This is a genomic window from Bacillus safensis, assembly GCF_039619585.1.
GTDB classification, from domain to species: Bacteria; Bacillota; Bacilli; order Bacillales; family Bacillaceae; genus Bacillus; species Bacillus safensis.
Genome location: NZ_CP154909.1, coordinates 492674 through 510636, shown reverse-complemented (window position 1 = coordinate 510636; position 17963 = coordinate 492674). Strand labels below are relative to the sequence as shown.

The following is a 17963-nucleotide window of genomic DNA, read 5'->3' as shown; positions in this document are numbered from 1 at the left end:
GATTAAATTGCTTTTTTTAAAAAATGTTCTACTTTCTCAAACAATTGCTGGGCACATGGCTCATGACAAACATGATGTTTACAATCGGGCAAATAAAACATTTCTTTCTGGCGAGACGGGACTTTATGATAAATAAATTCTGCACTTGAAGCGGGCACAATTCCGTCGCTTTCACCTTGAACAATTAACACAGGCAGATGAAGCTTCTCAAGCGAATTCTTCGTTTGCTTTACCAGCTTCATAAATTCTATCGCAGCTGACAGCGGCGTGCTTGTGAGCTTATGACGATATCGATCATACAAAGGGTTTGTATCAATTAACCCAGACAGGGACTCCTTTACCATCTGCCTTGTGTCTTGCATCATTTGTTTTGGGTTCACATATTTAGCCGCAGCACTTAATAGGACGAGACGGGCAACTGGGTACTTCGCTGCTAAATAAGAAGCAATCATTCCGCCCATAGAAAAGCCGATCAAATACATGGTGTCACAAGTTCGATAAAGGGATAGAAGTTCGAGTTCAGCTGTCGCTATCCATTCTTGATAAAGAATGCCTTTTAACTGAAGCTCCTCTCCATGCCCCGGAAGCGTAACAGACTGCACATTCCAATCTGCCGCCTGTTTTAAATATTGCGCCAGCGGTTCTACTTCATAAGGGGCACCAGTAAAACCGTGGATACATAAACAGCCAATCATTCTGTCACCTTCTCACTTTTATAGTGCAGTAATGACTTCTTCCAATTTCATACCGCGTGAGGCTTTGACAAGCACAACATCGTCAGGCCCTGCCACTTCAGCTAGTTTTTTCTTCAGGTCCTCTTTGTCCATAAAGGAGAAGACGTGCTCAGCCCCGAATGATTTTTTCGCTCCTTCAGCAATGAATGCACCTAGACGGCCATACGTCATGACATGATCAATAAATTCTGGCTTGATGTAACGGCCTAATTCATAATGATACGTTTCTTCTTCGCTGCCCATTTCGAGCATATCTCCAAGTACAAGAATACGATTGGCGAAGCCGTCCATATCTCCCACAAGATCAATGGCTGCTTTCATAGAAGTAGGACTTGCATTATATGCATCATTGATGACAGTGATTCCTTTGTCTGTTTTAATCAGCTCAAGACGCATCCCCGTCAACTTCGTTTGCATCAGTCCTTGGGCAATTTGTCTTTCATTCAGCCCAAAATGCTGGCCTATAGCAATAGCAGCAAGTGCATTCTTCACATTATGTTTCCCTAATACAGGAATGAGAAAACCTTGGGCATACCCTTCGACCTGAAATTCTGTTCCTTCTGCAAGCTGGTTGATGTGCGTTACCTTGATATCACAGTCCTCTGCTTCTCCAAAGGTTTTCACACGCTGAGAAAGTGAACTTGCTCTTTCGCGAAGCAAAGGCTCATCACCTAAGTAATAAAAGATGCCGTCTTCTTTTAATCCTTTTACGATCTCACATTTTGCATCAGCAATGGCTTCTCTTGATCCTAAATCTTGCATATGTGATTCCCCGATATTTGTGATGACTGCCGCATCAGGCTCAGCCAGATCTGATAAAAATTCGATTTCGCCTTTTGCACTCATGCCCATCTCCAAAACCGCAATATCGGTTCCTTCTGGCATTGCAAGAATGGTGAGCGGAAGACCGATATGATTATTAAAGTTACCGTTTGTTTTATGAACTCGATACGCTGTTTGCAAGACGGAATGAATCATATCTTTCGTTGTGGTTTTCCCATTACTTCCTGTAATACCGACAACACGAGGGTTTTCTTCTTTTAAGTATGATTTCGCCAGCTGTTGAAGGGCAGCTAGTGTATCCTCTACAAGAATTACCGGAACGCCTTCTGGCGGATTGGCTTCTTTTTGATTCCAAAGAACAGCTGATGCTCCAAGCTCCACTGCTTTCGAAGCAAATGTGTGACCGTTAAAATGTTCTCCGATAAGCGGGATAAACAGGGCGCCGTTTGATACTTTTCGTGTATCTGTTGTCACTCCGTGAATCTGTTCTTCGCCAAAAGCTTGATTAGATAGGGTTCCACCAGCCATTTGGGCGATTTGTTTCACTGTACGTTTGATCATGATTTTTCGCCTCTCTTTCTCATTTCACGTTTGAAGGAAAAGAGACACTACCTAAGGATAGTGTCTGCTTGCTGCTCACATTAAAAAGTTGTTTTAATGGTTTGTTTTTCTTGATGGCGTTCAATTGCAAGTGACACCAGCTTTTCAATTAACTCTGGATACTCTACACCAGTGTGCTTCCAAAGTAATGGGAACATACTAAATGGTGTGAATCCAGGCATTGTATTCACTTCATTGATCAACACTTCACCTTTTTCTGTAAGGAAGAAGTCTGCACGTACGAGACCAGATCCATCGAGGGCTTTAAATGCCTTAATTGCCATGTCATGAATCGTCTTATATTCATCCTCTGACACACTCGCCGGAATGATCAAATCTGTATCGCCGTCTTCATATTTTGCTTTGTAATCATAAAAATCTGTTTTAGGCGCAATCTCACCAACGACAGAGCATTTCGGCTCATCATTGCCTAATACACCAATCTCGATTTCTCTTCCAACGACGCCTTCTTCTACGACCACACGACGATCATATTGGAAAGCGAGGTCAAATGCAGTCTGCAGTTCTTCTTTGCTGCGGCATTTGCTAATTCCAACACTTGATCCCATGTTGGCAGGTTTCACAAAGCATGGATAGCCCAGTACTTTTTCCACCTGTTCTAAGCTGTCTGGTGTCGCTTTCTCGTAGTCTTTTTTATTGAAAGAAAGGTGCTTTGCTTGTGCAAGTCCTGCTTGTGCAAAAACATCTTTCATCATGACTTTATCCATACCCGCGGCAGACGCGAGAACGCCGTTGCCGACATACGGGATATTTAACAGTTCAAGTAATCCTTGCATTGTGCCATCTTCTCCATTTGGTCCGTGCAGCAACGGGAAGACAACATCAATTTTCTCATCAGCCGATGCAGGCTGTGGAAACATGCTTTCATTTAAAGAAGTTGGTAAAAACGTCTTTGCGTTCTGTTCAAATTGAAGCATTTTGACGTTTGATACTGGTTCAGTGAGTTTTTCTCCTCTTAACCATTCACCCTCTTCTGTAATATAAATTGGATGTATATCGAACTTCTCAGTGTTAAGTGCTTTTGTAACTGCAAGGGCTGTTTGCAGTGATACATTATGTTCGGCTGACTTTCCGCCGTAAATCAATCCTAAACTTATTTTCAATGGATACTCCCCCCACTAAAATTCATCTTTACTATCTTATCACTTTCAAGCAAAAATGCTCTAATTAATTTTTGTTGTTACGTAATTGAAATGATTTGTAAAGGTTGTAAGCGCCTCCCGAGCATTTGTATGTCATTCGCCTTTATTTTATATTAAAATGACAATGAAAAGGAGTTGTGACAAATTGAAAAAAATCACAAGTACTGAACAATTCAATGAAATGATTCAATCAGACAAAGAAGTCATCGTTAAATTCTTTGCAACATGGTGTCCTGACTGTACAAGAATGGACATGTTCATTCCAGACATCCTAGAAGCTTATGCTCACCATGAATGGTTTGAAATAAATAAAGATGATTTCCCTGAATTAGCTGAAACGTATCAGGTAATGGGCATTCCAAGCCTGTTAATTTTCAAAAATGGTGAAAAAACAGGTCATTTACACAGTGCAAATGCAAAATCGCCTGAAGAAGTGACAGAATTTCTTCAAGAGCACGTTTCTTAATTGATGAAACGAAGGACATCAGCAAACTCTTGCTGATGTCTTTTTTCTTTTTAAATCTCTTCATAAGACGAGCTGCACAGCCAAAACGTTTCAAATTGATGTTTCACTTACGACAAGTCACGACAACATTATTTCCTGGGAAAGAATGCAGCGTCGAACCAGCTTGGAATATGTCGGTTACGTGAATTTTCTGAATTGAATCTTTACTTCTGACATTTGTCTTTGTATAATGGAATTGCTAATTGAAAATGATTATCAATTTCATCTATGTGAAATCCTATAGACGTCCATTCTTATTAAGGAGCGATGAGTCACATGTCTAAGAAGAAAATTAAAACCTACCAGCAATTGATTGAAGAGAACAAAAAGGCCATCATGCGCGATCCTCAAATGATGGAAAGTATTTACGAAACCATCGACAAAAAACACCAGAAGCAGCTTGCAGCTGCTGGGCGTGAATCATAACTATGAGAGGAGCAGTCATCACTGACTGCTCTTTTGTCTGCTTCAACAAAATAAAAAAGCCGATAAAATCTGTTATTCGATTTTATCGGCTTTTGTTTTAATGTGATTTCGCTACACGGTCCTGCTTCATACCTAAATAAATGAGCATATATGTGAGATAACCCATTGTCATCGTTAAACCACCGAAGAAAAATTGAGAAAAGACTGGTTCCTCAAATGTCGTGACGGCAGCAAGAACGATCCAGCTCGCATATAAATAGACCATGAACCATTTCATATTTCTTTTAAGTGTATACAGAAAGAAAAGACCCGCTAACGAAAAAATCCCCAGCGCTAGTCTGAAATAAACAAGATGATCAAATTGGAAGGCAAAAGACACAAACGAAAACGACAGCAGCAGCAAAATTGGTAAAGCCGTAATGAAATTTTTCACGATAGTGCCACCTCCATGACTCTTTCTTATTATAAGACAAAATCAGCAGGTTATCGTGAAATACAGACTCGTTTTCACAAAGATGTCACGAATTTTTCTTGTTATTTGACACAATTTTTACACATTTACATCACGTTTCCAAAAAAGAATCCAAGCCGATCCAATAAAGAAAACAAAATGCGCCCCTACTATAAATAGAGAAAACAAAATGCTCATCCCATGAAAAGGCGGCGGTGCTTGAAAGCTGTACTGAGTAAAGTCCGTATTCGCGAAAAGGAGGATTTTCCCCCACTGATTTTCTAAGAGAGACATGATCGGCACAAGTGATTTCGCCGCATATAAAACAAAAAACGAGGTCACAAGGGCAACAAGACTGTTTCTAAACAAACTGGAACACATAAAAGCAAAGCTTGCCATCATGATCACTTCCACCCACTGAGATCCAATGACGGCAAACGTATGCTGAAATAATTGCCCTGTTCTTTCATCAAAATCAGTACCGAAGAAAATAAGACCAAATAGAAAAGCCAAAACATAATAAAAAACAAACAAATAAATGACTGTCAGCACAAGTGTGATGTATTTTGACAGAAAAATGTGCAGTCTTGTTTTTGGCCGGATCAATAGAAACTTGATCGTCCTTTTCTGAAACTCTGTTGAGATCAAGGTCGCGCCAATAACAACAGCAAGCACCTGCAAAATAAACACGACGTTCGTGGAATAAGCAAAATAGTTCGCGACTGTGTCTTGTCCACCAAAGCTTGATATGACTCGTTTTAAGGTTAGAGCCATGGCCAGTTGAAATACAACGATCAATAAAAGAGCAATGAGTGTGATCTTTTTCTTCATGATTTTCTTATGCTCATTCTTGATGAGGTTAAGCATCTGTCGTCCCGCCTTCCGTCCATTTCATAAATGCCTCTTCAATTGACTGCTTTTGAGGCATCAATTCAAGTACATCAAACCCCGCCAGCACAAGCTGTTTGTTCAGCTCTGGCACACGTTCTTTGTTCAGTTGAAGCAGTACACGCGCTCCATTTCGTTCATATGTATAGTCGTGTGCGTCAAGCCATGAGACGGCCTTTTCTACTGGCTGAACATTCATCAGCACCTGCTCTTTCCCCTCCATATCCCGGAGATGAGTACTAGCTTTGATCTGTCCCTTTTGAATGATAATCATGCGGTCACATAGCTCCTCTACCTCATGCAATAAATGCGTCGCAAATAACACCGAGGTTCCTTCTTCCTTTACAAGCATTTGTAAGTGCTCCCGGAATTCCTTCATTCCTGCAGGGTCCAGTCCATTTGTCGGTTCGTCTAAAATGAGCAGGCTCGGCCGATGCAAAATAGCTTGTGCAATCCCAAGCCTTTGTTTCATCCCTAGTGAATACGTCTTGACCTTCTGATGAATGGCATCCTCCAGACGAACTCTTTCCACCACTTCCTGAATGCGTTCCTCCGTCACGCCATCGTGCATCGCTGCATACATTTCAAGGTTTTCAAAGCCTGTTAAATACGAATAAAATTCTGGGTTTTCTATGATCGCACCAACAGATGACATCGCTTTAAGAAAATCGTCATCTTGTGAATATCCATTGATCATGATGTTGCCATTGTTTTTTTTCATCAAGCCAACGATCAATCGAATCAAAGTTGTTTTTCCAGACCCATTGGGACCAAGTAATCCGACAATTTCTCCTTGCCCAATGTCTATAGAAATATCCTGCAAGATCATTTTCCGGCCAATTAGTTTATCGACTTTCTCTACTTTTAAAACAGCAGACTGCAAAGTGGTTCCTCCTTCTGATGTAAAGCCTGTGGCGGCAGTTATGACCGCTCATCCTGTAAAAAGTATATCACGCGAGACAAATCAATCCATGAAAAAAAGGACTGATCCAGTCAGCCCTTCTTGCTTATTACAGTGATAAGTTAGGTGTCGGCGCTTCTTTTTCGTGCTTCTTTTCAGTTTCAGAAACAATCACCGCACATGCTGCGTCACCTGTAATATTAACTACGGTTCTTGCCATATCTAATAAGCGGTCTATGCCAAGGATCAGCGCTATTCCCTCAACAGGAAGATTCACGGAATTTAACACCATGGCCAGCATGATGAGCCCTACCCCTGGGACACCTGCTGTACCGATACTTGCTAAAACAGCTGTTAAGACAACCGTCAGCATTTGAACAAGCGTCAGTTCAACCCCATACACTTGAGCGATAAAAATGGTCGCAACACCTTGCATAATGGCTGTGCCATCCATATTAATGGTTGCACCCAGCGGCTGCACAAAGCTTGAAATCGGCTCTGGCACCTTTAAACGCTTTTGCGCTGTTTCCATTGATACCGGCAGCACTGCGTTACTGCTTGATGTACTAAATGCAACAACCATCGCTGGGGAAAATCCCTTAAAGAATGCCATTGGATTTCGTTTAGCTAAGATAGCAATGGTTGATCCATATGTCAGGAAGAAATGCAGGATAAGCGCAATTAACACGACCGAGAAGTAAAGTCCCATCGCTTTCATGGCATCCAGCCCCTGACTGCCGATTGCCGTTGCAATCAAACCGAATGTCCCGTACGGTGCAAATTTCATCACAACACCGACAAGATACATCATTAATTCATTTCCTTGTTCAAACAGTTTCAGCAAGCCTTCCGTTTTTTTACCAAGCATGGCTATGCCAAGACCTAAAAATACACAGAAGACGATAATTTGAAGCATGTCTCCTTCAACTAACGATTGGACTGGATTGGTTGGAATGATGTTGAGTAGTGTGTCTGCCATTGATGGGGCTTCCTCTGCGGAATAATCAGCCGCTTTTGTATCAAAATTGCCGAAGGCTCCCGGCTTGATCAATAAGGCTAATGAGATGCCAATGATGATGGCAAAAGTTGTAGTGAGCAGGAAATAAGTAATGGTTTTTGCGCCGATTCTGCCTAGCTTCTTCGGATCACCAAGGCCTGCTACACCGAGCGTGATCGAAAAGAATACAATGGGCACAACCAGCATTTTAATCAGGTTTAAGAAGATTTGACCTAGAGGTGTAAATAAATAAGGGTCTAACACTTTGAATACATCTGGAGCAAAAAGGTTGAGCAGCAATCCTGTGATTGCACCTACAAACAAGGCAATAATAATTTTCGTCGCCAGCTTCAATAAAATCTCCCCTTCCTCGTCAAAAAGCCCACGAGAGAGTCTTCTCGTGGGCCTGCGTGTCCATACATGTACCACTGTCTACTCTCTTCACGCTGATGAGGTTAGCTGACGGGTTAGGACGAAGAGATGTCCTTTTTTCTCAGATAAGAAAAATTCACCCCAAAAACATGGGTCCCCCATTCCTTTAGAAGGATTAAGCGTGTGGTAATATGATATTTTCATACCATTTATACCTTATTTTTAGAAAATTGTAAACAGGTTCATATGAACTTTTTAATTACTTTCTTCCCTATTTGTCACTTCAAGGATATCTAAAATAAACACAAAGATTGGGATACCGATAATAAGTCCCCAAATGCCAATATAGTGTTCAGAGAAGATCAGCACAATAAACGTGAAGAAAATAGGGAGCTCTGTTTTAGCTGACATGAGCTTCGGATTTAAGAAGTATGCCTCAATGGCATGGATAATGACAATCACCAGCACAATATACAGGACATACATTCCGCCTCCGAGTGTATACGCAATGATGCTGAGTGGAATAAGAGAGATCACTACACCCGCTACTGGGATTAAGCCTAGCAAAAAAACCATGACCGCTAATCCAAATAACTGCGGGAAACCCATAATGCCTAACGCGATGGTCGTTAGCACACAATTAACGGTTGCAATAATAAACTGAGCTTCAAGTACTTTTCCAAACGTTCGGGAAAATTTACGTCCAAAGAAGGCAATTTCATGATAGAACACGGAGATTTTACTCGTTTTGAACTTGTTCATGAATTGAATGAGGCGTTCTTTTTCGAACAGGAAGAACATGCTTAATATTAAGGACATAATGACCTGGATACTGAATGTGCTGAAATCGGTTATGTATGTATAGAGGAAATTAAACCCTTTCTCAAAGAAAGCTGATATTTTGAAATCTCCGAATACGTTCGTGATGACGTCAAAGAAGGGTAAATCTTGTGGATGATCTGCAATTTTCTTTCCTAAATGAAATAGCTGCTCTACCTGTTTGGCGATGATTGGCACAAAAACGAATCCGCCAAATGTCAATCCGCCAGCCAGAAGAATATACAAAATGGTAATGACCGATTTCTGTCCTATTTTCAGGAAGCGATTTAAAAAGCCTCTAATGACCTCTTCCAACCGATTCATCAAAAAGGTGAAAATGAAGGTCAAAAGAATTAAATTCATCATTCCTCTTAATAGATATAATGCTGTGGCTAATACTACAAATACTGAAAACCGCTTAACACCGGGTTTTTCGAACAATTTTAAAAATGCCGTCATTACGTTACACACCTGCCAGGACTAAAGTCTATTTTTCATCGTATCTGATATACATTATATCGGATCTTTCTGTAAATTATATAATAAAAGGTCAAAGAGGTCTTACGATTTGTATTAATTTTATTGTTTTTTCTTTTTTACACAAAAAAACCGAACCCATGTAGAACATAAGGTTTCGGTTTTTGGTTGTTTTTATACTAAACAGCCTGCTTCATATTCCGCATTTCCTGAAGTGCTGTTTTGCTCTTCGCTTCGTCAAATTCACCTTCACTCTTCGCGACAACAATTGTTGCGATTCCATTTCCAATGAGGTTTGTAATCGCTCTTCCTTCACTCATGAAGCGGTCAACCCCAAGGAGCAGTGCTAGACCCTCTAACGGAATGACCTGTAGTGCCGCAAGAGTAGATGCAAGCACGATAAATCCGCTTCCTGTCACCCCAGCAGCTCCCTTTGATGTAAGCATCAGAACAAGGATAATAGTGATCTGCTGACCGATCGACAGGTCTACACCAAACACTTGCGCCAAGAAGACGACGGCCATTGATAAATAGATTGAAGTTCCGTCTAGGTTAAAGGAATAACCTGTTGGAATGACAAGACCGACAACAGACTTAGAGCACCCGTAGCGTTCCATTTTATCCATCATTCTTGGCAGCACGGATTCTGAAGAACTTGTGCCAAGTACAATTAAAATTTCATCCTTGATAAACCGCAGATAACCGAGCAGGCTGAAGCCATACATTTTACAAATGATGTTCAGTACAACGAAAATGAACAAGAACATGGTCATATAAACGGAGAGCATCAGACTCGCCAGCGGTTTAATCGATGCCAAACCAAAGTGTCCGATCGTATAAGCCATTGCCCCAAACGCACCGAGCGGCGCAGCACGCATGATATATCCAATGATTTTAAAGAAAACAAGTGACAGCTTATCAAGCCATTCGATGATGCCTTTCCCCTTCTCGCCAAGAGCAGCGAGCGCAACACCGAATAAAATAGAGAAGAATAAGACCTGTAAAATATCACCCTTTGCGAAAGCATCAACCATGTTAGATGGCACGATGTGTGTAACAAATTCCATCCAGTCGATACCCTGTCCGCCATTTTGGGTATATTGTGAGACATCCCCTTTTTCAAGCTTGCTATAGTCAAGACCTGCACCTGGCTTCATGATATTCACAACAAAAAGACCGATGACCAGAGCAAGTGTCGTGACGACTTCAAAATAAATAAATGCTTTTCCCCCAACTTTTCCAACCTTTTTCATATCCCCCATCTTGGCAATACCAAGAACAATGGTTAAGAAAATAATTGGTGCTATGACCATTTTAACGGCATTGATAAAGGTGTCACCAAGCGGCTTCATTTCTTTTCCGACGTTTGGCCAAACCATCCCGACAATGATCCCGATGATGACAGCTGCAATCACCTGAAATGTCAGGTTCTTCAAAAGCCTTTTCATAAAAAATCAACTCCCTCACCCTTTGATGTAAACGCTTAACTGTTATCTGTAGATAAATGATAGCGATTTCATCAAAGGCTGTGAAGCTTATGGACATATCGTACATTTTGGTCTTTTTGGTCTCTTAGTCAGAATGTACGATATATTTATTCACAGGCCGTCCAATCCCCCCATATTGCATATCTAATTTCAGCTCGCCTTCTTTGACGAGGAAGTCTAAATACCGGCGTGCCGTGACACGGGCTATGCCAAGTGCATTAGCAACTTCCTCTGCAGACTGGGCGCCTTCCTGCAAGCCCATATAAGCTTTAATTTCGTTCATCGTATGCACATTCAGCCCTTTAGGAAGCCAAGTATCTTCCTGCTTAACAGCAGGCTTTCGTATGATATCATCGAGCATCTCCTGAGAAAATTCTGCTGCGGTTTGGATTTTTGATTTAAACGCCTTATAGCTTTCAAGTGATTCTTTCATTCGTTCAAATTTGAATGGTTTAATAATATAATCCCGCGCACCATTTTGAAGCATGATGCCGATGGTCTCTTTGTCCTTCGCTGCTGAAATGACAATCACATCCACTTTCATCTTCTGTTTTCTGATGTCTTGCAGCGTTTTGACGCCATCCTTTTTTGGCATATATACATCAAGTACCACGAGGTCTGGACGAATCTCTTTGATCAGCTGGATGCCCTGCTCCCCATTTCCAGCGACAGCTGCTACTTGAAAGCCAGGAACACTCATAATGAACTCTTTATTCACTTCTTGCACCATCGGGTCATCTTCAATTAACAGCACCTTAATCTGAGTCATCTGTCTCTCTCCTCTATGGTCATTGGGAATTCGATTGAGAAGGTGGTACCAATGCCGATGCTTGATGTGACCTCTACACTTCCCATCCCTTTGTCGATAATCGTTTTTACAATATACAGGCCATAGCCTGTTCCGCCCTCTTTGCCATGTGTGAAGCCTTTATCGAAAATAGAAGGAATCATTTCTTCTTCGATCCCGGAGCCATTGTCTTCAATTAAAATCGCGAGGACATCCTCCGTTTGATCGATACTAATGGAAATGACTTTTGTGTCTCTTTCTACAGTATCATACGAAGCAAAGGCGTTCTCAATGAGATTTCCGAGCAGCTTCGTCATATCATGCTGATCAAGCCGTTCAGGGAAATCACGCAGACAGCTATGTTCATCTACTTCGACCATGATGCCAAGCTCCTTGCCCCTTCTGATTTTGCTCATCAATAACCCTGAGACAGCATCATGCTCTATGACGCGGTGAAGAAAGTCCGTCACATGTTCCTGCTCCTCTGTCGTTTGAAAGGCCAGATCGAGCGCCTGATCGGCTTTACCCAGCTGAATCAGACCGGCAATCGTATGAAGCTTATTCATATGCTCATGGTTTTGCACCCGCAAACCGTCCACAAAGTTCTTAACCCCTGTGAGCTCCTCCGCCAATTTTGCCGCTTCCGTCCGGTCCTGAAAAATGGCAACTGCTCCGATGATCTTCTTTTTCATCACAATCGGAATCCGGCTGCTCATGATCCGCTTTCCGCTCATATGAATTTCTTCATTGTAGACGGGTTCTGCGCGATCGATAATTTCAGGAAGTCTTGTATCAGACAGCACATCCCAAATATTCCGGCCCACGACATCACCCGTCACGCCAAAAATCTGCTTCGCCTTCTCATTAAAAATGGTAATCATGTGCTGATTATCAATGGCGATAACCCCTTCATTAATAGAGTGAAAGGTTGCAGTGCGTTCCTCTAGCATTCTCACAATCTCATGCGGCTCCAGCTTAAACATTTGCTGTTTAATATGACGGGCGAGCAAAAATGAACCCACAAGCCCAAAGCTGAGCGTCAAGAGGAGGATCATGAGGATATCGCGCTTCATTTCTCCTAATATATCTGCCATACTTGGCAGAGTTCTTCCTACAAGCACAACCCCTGTTTGATTAAATTGATCATCCTTGACTGGATAAAAAGCTCTGATGGCTGTTCCAAGCTCTCCCTCTGCTTCTGAGAAATAAATATGCTCTGCAAAAGCCGGCTCTTCATCAGTTCCTTCTGAGCGCTGGCCAATCCTCGTTTTCACTGGATGCGTTAATCTCACATGATCCATATCCATCACGACAATGTAGTCAGCGTCTTGAATAATCCGAATCTCTTCGATCGCATGCTGTAATCGATCACGTTCCTTTGTCTGATCAGCTAACGCCTGCTTCACCTCATTCATTTCAGCCACAGTTCTCGCCGTGTTCATGAGTCTTTTTCGAAGCTCCCGTTCCTCTGTTTGCTGAATTCCCCCAACAAGGACAATTCCTCCGATTAAAAGGGCGAAAATGACAACGAAATATGTGAGGATGGTAAGCTTCCATCTAATAGATAATTGTTGTAATTTCAATCGATTTCTCATCATTTTTTCACCTGTATCTTTACGAATTCTTCCTCTGTCAAGTATGCTTGACATAAGGGGGATCTGACGCATGAAGAATTTACTCGCTTATACACTTTTGCTCATGATCGGTTTTGTAACCGCTTTATACTTTGGTTTTTATCATATGATGCCAAAATCAGCGACAACCTTTGATGATGAACAGACAGGACTGAAGGACCAGCTTGTGTTCAAATTCAGCCATGTCGTGGCAGACAATACACCTAAAGGACTTGCCGCAAAGAAATTTGCTGAGCTCGTGCACGAAAAATCCGATGGAAAGATCAGCATTCAAATTTTCTCCAACGGAAGCCTTTATTCTGATATTGAAGAAATTAATGCACTCAAAGAGAATCAAGTTCAATTTATCGCTCCGTCTACCTCGAAGCTCGGCATGCTGTCTCCTGAGTGGCTGGCACTTGATCTTCCCTTTGCTTTTTCAAATTACAGCGCGGTTCAAGAAGGCCTGCACGGTGCAATTGGACAAAGGTTGTTTGGCACGCTGCAAAAAGATGGATTAAAGGGAATGGCTTATTGGACAAATGGCTTTAAGCAAATTACCTCTAATAAAGGGCCCATCAAACAGCCGGCTGATTTAAAAAACCAGTCTCTCCGCATTATGCAAAGCGACATGATTGAAAAACAATTCAAACTCCTTGGCGCAAAGCCCTATCAGGAATCATTTAATTCAACGTTTCAGCTATTAGAAACCAAAAAAGTAGACGGTGAAGAAAATACCATTTCAAATATTTATTCAAAAAAATTCTATCATATACAAGACTATATGACGATCAGCAATCACGGGTATTTAGGCTATGTGGTCTTAACAGATCAATCCTTCTTTGACCGCCAGACACCCGAAACGAAACGAATTTTACTTGAAGCCATGGAAGAAACAACGGCTTGGAATGAAAAGCATGCAGAACAGATGAACAAAGATCAGCTGGAGGACATTAAACGTGAATCGCCGATTGCCATTCATGAATTGACGCCAGCAGAAAGACAAAAATGGATGAAAGCCCTTGATCCTTTGTATGATGAAGCCGAAAAAACGATCGGCTCCACCCTCATCAAACAGATCCGCGAACTGCGTGCACGTTATGAACACTCACCTATTCATGCTTTTCAGGAAGAGGATGAGAGCAAATAAAAAATCCCTTTGATAAGGGATTTTTTTATGCGCCGGACTCACTCTGTTCTTGCTGCGTGAGCTCTTCTAATCTTGTTAAAATTCTTCGTTTTCGGTATTGCATCATGCCTGTTTCGGCAATTCCTTTTAATTGTGAGCGGTTCGAAACGGCACCAAACAAAATCCCAGCAATGGGCACAAGCTGAAACAGTTTCTTCCAGCCAAACGAATCCCGGTAATTATAGACGACCTCACGCCACCCTTGAATTTGAGAAATCATGTTTTCATGCTTCCCTTCGGATGCATGATAGCTTTTCAGCTCTTTTAGAATCGATTTCTTTCCAACGACATCAGCAGAGTTCAGCTGCAAGCATTTAATGATGAAGACCCGCTCCTCTTTGTTTTTAGGATCATAGCCATAGGTGACGGCAATATCCTGCAATGTTTTCAGAGAGAGGCCCAGTACCGCAGGAATATCAGCAGCTAGCGTAAACATTCCGCCGACACCAGTTGTCGCCCCTTGTACCGTCGCGAGATTCGTTCTGTTTTTCCCCATATGTTCACTAATGGCATCCATCAATTCGATTGGGGCCTTTCCAATATCCTCTATACGCTGGATGGATTCGCCCTCACACTTCTTTTGAAATTGATGAATGATGCCTTTTTCCGACGTCAAATAGGCACCGCCAGACTGAATGTAATGACCCATTTCATCTAGTAGCACACCGATTTTTTTCTGAATAAAAGCAGGCGTCAGCTTGTCCAGCATTTGAAATGGAAGGCGGCTGAGTTTCTCCCAAAACCATACCTTTTGCTGGTCTTTCTCCCATTTTTCAATCTCCTTTAATTGTGCTTTTAGCCACTCTCTTTCCTCCATGCATATGCCTCCTTAGATGTCGCTGAAGTATTTGTCTGTTATTATACACAATCCTTGTCCATCATACGTATAGAACATTGAAGCGGTTCCGAAAGGTTTTAATCTTTTTCAAAACGGTTATTGCTTAATAAACAAACAAAAGAGGAGTGGTCAACATGTTAGGATTTCTAATTTCATTAGTTGTGGCGATTGTCATCGGTCTCATTGGGAGTGCACTCGCTGGGGGCAGTGTACCAGGAGGATGGATCGGTTCAATGATTGCCGGGTTTGTAGGCGCTTGGATTGGTCATGGATTACTTGGAACGTGGGGTCCTAGTCTGGCAGGCTTTGCGATCATTCCAGCAATCTTAGGAGCAGCGATCTTTGTCATTATTTTAAGCCTGATCTTCCGCAGTGTGGGATCAAGGGTATCTTAAAAAACAAATAACAGAGGAAGCAGTAGGGACACCGTCTAAAAGGCGGTGTTTTTTATGTTGCTCGTTGACAAGGTATCTATTTTTTTCACTTACATATGATAAACAAACCTATTAGTTCAGATAGTTGACTTTTCATGAATATGGGCATATGATGATTAAAAATTGCATCAAGGAAACTTTTTGTGCCCAAGCAAAACTTTGTAGAATCTAGGTGATGACATATGACAAACAAATACATCGAGGCACAGGCACACATGTCAGCGGCAGCTGAGCGTGCACTTGAAGGTAAGGTCAAAGGATTTAGAAGGCTTCTTCCTTTTCTAGGCCCTGCTTTTATCGCTGCCATTGCTTATATTGACCCAGGAAATTTTGCCACCAACATTGCGGCTGGCTCTAAATATGGATATCTCCTTTTATGGGTCATTCTCATATCAAATCTCATGGCTTTGCTCATCCAATCCTTGTCCGCAAAGCTTGGAATAGCGACAGGTAAAAACTTACCTGAAATCGCACGTGAAGAGTTTCCAAAACCCGTCTCCATCGGTTTATGGATTCAGGGCGAACTCGTCATTATTGCCACAGATTTAGCCGAGTTTATCGGGGCTGCACTTGGTTTATACTTGCTTTTTCGGATCCCGCTGCTTGAAGCATCCATTATTGCAGCTATCGGATCATTTGCGATTTTAGAATTGCAAAGACGGGGATATCGCGCATTAGAAGCCGGCATCACCGGCATGCTGTTCGTTGTCGTGATCGCTTTTGCTGTGCAAACCTTTGTCGCCAAGCCTGATATGGCAAGTGTCGCAGGCGGGCTTTTCATTCCAAAATTTGATGGCGCAGATAGTGTACTGCTTGCAGCTGGAATTTTAGGTGCCACTGTGATGCCGCACGCGATCTATTTACATTCAGCATTAACCCAAAGGAGAGTCGTCGGCAGAACGGAAAAGGAGAAAAAACAGATTTTCCGCTTTGAGTTTTTAGATATCCTTATTGCGATGCTAGTCGCTGGAGCCATCAATGCCAGTATGTTGATTGTGGCAGCCGCTTTATTTTATAAAAATGGTCTCTTTGTTGAAGATCTGGATGTTGCGTTCCAGCATTTTAGCACACTCGCAGGTCCTGTATCAGCTATCTTATTTGGTGTAGGACTGCTTGTAGCCGGACTATCAAGCTCTTCTGTCGGTACATTGTCAGGCGATATCATTATGCAGGGTTTTATTCAATACCGGATTCCGCTGTATGTCCGCCGGCTGATTACTATGATTCCCCCTATTGTGATCATTGCATCTGGGGTGAATCCGACATCTGCACTTGTGATGAGCCAGGTGGTCTTATCCTTTGGTATTGCCTTTGCTTTAATTCCGCTCATCTTATTTACAAGTAAAAAACGAATTATGGGCGAATTAACGAATGCCCGCTGGGTAACAGGAATATCTTGGGTGATAGCAGCTCTTGTTGTCGCACTCAATCTCTTTTTAATTGTGGATACGTTTATGTAAAAGACAGTAGTGATGCTGTCTTTTTCTTTTCATATGGTTATGGTAAAATTCCCCTGAGAGGATGTGGGCACATGTTTTTTTATCAGGATCAAGAGATAGCTATGCGGCTGCTTGAGCCAAGAGACGCAAGAAGTCTATATTTGCTCATCCAGCGGTCAAGAGAGCATTTACGTGAATGGATGCTTTGGGTGGATTCAACGAAAACAGAGGAAGACAGCATGGCGTTCATTCAAGGCGCAATGCAGCAAGCCTTGCAGAACAACGGTTTTCAAGCGGGCATCTGGTCACATGGAGAGCTTGTCGGGATCATCGGCACCCACCAAATTCATTGGATCGACAGGACTGTTTCAATTGGCTATTGGCTCGGAGAAGGCTATCAAGGAAAAGGCATCATGACAAGAGCGTGCAAAGCAGTCATTCATTATTTATTTGAAGATTGTGGACTGCACCGCATTGAAATCAGGGCTGCTGTCGATAACCTGAAGAGCAGACGCATCGCAGAGCGTTTATCCTTTTCGCTTGAAGGCATTTTGAGACAATGTGAATGGCTGGGCGACCGCTTTACGGATCATTGTGTATACGCCCTTTTACAACCTGAATATATGAAAGAAAAAACGCATTCTATGAATCAGCCCACGTAATTGTGTCGATTGCATGAATTATTTTACAAAGTGAAGCTTTGTAGTATCGGTTGCGATCAGCATCTGATAAAATAGAAGGAAAAATCGAGGTATGAAGTATGTCTCTTATTATTTTATTTTACTTATGGATTGTCCCTTTATTATTTGGCATTTTCTTCTCATTCTTAACAAAGAAAGCCACCTACAAACGCCGCTTTGTCCCATCATATAGCATGGCAGGACTCAGCATCGTTTTTCTCATTCTGGCACTTGTCTTTTCAGCCAGCCATTTTCTATTCATTTGCGGTATGTTCCTATTTGCCACAACCCTTGTCGGCACAGGCATTCCTTTATTTTTAGCCTTTACAAAAACACCATCATAAACAAAAACCACCTTTTCGCAATGGAAAGGTGGTTTC

General features: G+C 42.0%; 19 protein-coding genes and 1 riboswitch. Of the genes, 7 read left to right on the top strand and 12 right to left on the bottom strand.

Going from position 1 to position 17963, the window contains the following annotated elements; all coding sequences use genetic code 11:
- Positions 1-2 precede the first annotated feature (2 nt).
- The 3 genes from AAYR28_RS02435 to AAYR28_RS02425 form a co-directional block, all read right to left on the bottom strand.
- Positions 3-695, bottom strand: coding sequence for an alpha/beta hydrolase (locus tag AAYR28_RS02435; RefSeq protein WP_061110634.1), 693 nt, complete (start codon positions 693-695; stop codon positions 3-5).
- A gap of 18 nt (positions 696-713) precedes the next feature.
- Positions 714-2078: a UDP-N-acetylmuramoyl-tripeptide--D-alanyl-D-alanine ligase gene (locus tag AAYR28_RS02430; RefSeq protein WP_070326711.1), complete on the bottom strand. Its 1365-nt coding sequence runs from the start codon at positions 2076-2078 to the stop codon at positions 714-716.
- An 80-nt stretch (positions 2079-2158) separates the two neighbouring features.
- Complete coding sequence (locus tag AAYR28_RS02425) at positions 2159-3241, bottom strand: D-alanine--D-alanine ligase (protein WP_041107469.1); 1083 nt, start codon at positions 3239-3241, stop codon at positions 2159-2161.
- A gap of 184 nt (positions 3242-3425) precedes the next feature.
- Between AAYR28_RS02425 and AAYR28_RS02420 the strand changes: the two genes are divergently transcribed.
- Both AAYR28_RS02420 and fbpB read left to right on the top strand, forming a co-directional pair.
- A complete protein-coding gene (locus AAYR28_RS02420; protein WP_034283964.1) occupies positions 3426-3746 on the top strand; it encodes a thioredoxin family protein in 321 nt (106 codons plus the stop codon).
- 315 nt (positions 3747-4061) lie between these two features.
- A complete protein-coding gene (gene fbpB, locus AAYR28_RS02415) occupies positions 4062-4211 on the top strand; it encodes a Fur-regulated basic protein FbpB (RefSeq protein ID WP_065215285.1) in 150 nt (49 codons plus the stop codon).
- Between the two features lie 97 nt (positions 4212-4308).
- Here fbpB and AAYR28_RS02410 read toward each other — a convergent pair whose 3' ends face one another.
- The 8 genes from AAYR28_RS02410 to AAYR28_RS02375 all read right to left on the bottom strand — a co-directional run bounded on the left by AAYR28_RS02410 (position 4309) and on the right by AAYR28_RS02375 (position 12988).
- Positions 4309-4644 (bottom strand): hypothetical protein, encoded by a 336-nt coding sequence (locus AAYR28_RS02410; protein ID WP_017366657.1) that lies wholly within the window; start codon positions 4642-4644, stop codon positions 4309-4311.
- 117 nt (positions 4645-4761) lie between these two features.
- Complete coding sequence (locus AAYR28_RS02405) at positions 4762-5529, bottom strand: ABC transporter permease (protein WP_034283983.1); 768 nt, start codon at positions 5527-5529, stop codon at positions 4762-4764.
- Positions 5522-6433, bottom strand: a complete 912-nt coding sequence (locus AAYR28_RS02400; RefSeq protein WP_034283965.1) for an ABC transporter ATP-binding protein — start codon at positions 6431-6433, stop codon at positions 5522-5524. Before AAYR28_RS02400 ends, AAYR28_RS02405 begins: the two co-directional genes overlap by 8 nt.
- Before the next feature lie 127 nt (positions 6434-6560).
- The gene (locus AAYR28_RS02395) at positions 6561-7802 is read right to left on the bottom strand and encodes a dicarboxylate/amino acid:cation symporter (protein ID WP_034283966.1); all 1242 of its coding nucleotides are present in this window, start codon (positions 7800-7802) and stop codon (positions 6561-6563) included.
- Positions 7803-7878: 76 nt separating this feature from the next.
- Positions 7879-8012, bottom strand: a riboswitch (cyclic di-AMP (ydaO/yuaA leader).
- A 63-nt stretch (positions 8013-8075) separates the two neighbouring features.
- Entirely contained in the window at positions 8076-9098 is a 1023-nt protein-coding gene (locus AAYR28_RS02390) for an AI-2E family transporter (protein ID WP_024425375.1), read from the bottom strand.
- A gap of 197 nt (positions 9099-9295) precedes the next feature.
- Positions 9296-10564: a C4-dicarboxylate transporter DctP gene (dctP, locus tag AAYR28_RS02385; RefSeq protein WP_041107478.1), complete on the bottom strand. Its 1269-nt coding sequence runs from the start codon at positions 10562-10564 to the stop codon at positions 9296-9298.
- Between the two features lie 124 nt (positions 10565-10688).
- Entirely contained in the window at positions 10689-11372 is a 684-nt protein-coding gene (locus AAYR28_RS02380; protein ID WP_034283970.1) for a response regulator, read from the bottom strand.
- The gene (locus AAYR28_RS02375; protein ID WP_034283985.1) at positions 11369-12988 is read right to left on the bottom strand and encodes an ATP-binding protein; all 1620 of its coding nucleotides are present in this window, start codon (positions 12986-12988) and stop codon (positions 11369-11371) included. Before AAYR28_RS02375 ends, AAYR28_RS02380 begins: the two co-directional genes overlap by 4 nt.
- A gap of 67 nt (positions 12989-13055) precedes the next feature.
- Here AAYR28_RS02375 and AAYR28_RS02370 point away from each other — a divergent pair, with 67 nt between their 5' ends.
- On the top strand, positions 13056-14153 hold the full coding sequence (locus tag AAYR28_RS02370) for a DctP family TRAP transporter solute-binding subunit (protein ID WP_041116739.1): 1098 nt from the start codon (positions 13056-13058) through the stop codon (positions 14151-14153).
- Between the two features lie 25 nt (positions 14154-14178).
- Here AAYR28_RS02370 and AAYR28_RS02365 read toward each other — a convergent pair whose 3' ends face one another.
- A complete protein-coding gene (locus AAYR28_RS02365; protein WP_034283975.1) occupies positions 14179-15009 on the bottom strand; it encodes an EcsC family protein in 831 nt (276 codons plus the stop codon).
- Positions 15010-15164: 155 nt separating this feature from the next.
- Here AAYR28_RS02365 and AAYR28_RS02360 point away from each other — a divergent pair, with 155 nt between their 5' ends.
- The 4 genes from AAYR28_RS02360 to AAYR28_RS02345 all read left to right on the top strand — a co-directional run bounded on the left by AAYR28_RS02360 (position 15165) and on the right by AAYR28_RS02345 (position 17927).
- Positions 15165-15425 (top strand): GlsB/YeaQ/YmgE family stress response membrane protein, encoded by a 261-nt coding sequence (locus AAYR28_RS02360; RefSeq protein WP_024427360.1) that lies wholly within the window; start codon positions 15165-15167, stop codon positions 15423-15425.
- A 221-nt stretch (positions 15426-15646) separates the two neighbouring features.
- Complete coding sequence (locus AAYR28_RS02355) at positions 15647-16924, top strand: Nramp family divalent metal transporter (protein ID WP_034283976.1); 1278 nt, start codon at positions 15647-15649, stop codon at positions 16922-16924.
- Between the two features lie 71 nt (positions 16925-16995).
- Positions 16996-17565, top strand: coding sequence for a GNAT family N-acetyltransferase (locus AAYR28_RS02350; RefSeq protein WP_034283978.1), 570 nt, complete (start codon positions 16996-16998; stop codon positions 17563-17565).
- Positions 17566-17663: 98 nt separating this feature from the next.
- Positions 17664-17927: a hypothetical protein gene (locus tag AAYR28_RS02345; protein WP_008346966.1), complete on the top strand. Its 264-nt coding sequence runs from the start codon at positions 17664-17666 to the stop codon at positions 17925-17927.
- Positions 17928-17963: the final 36 nt, after the last annotated feature.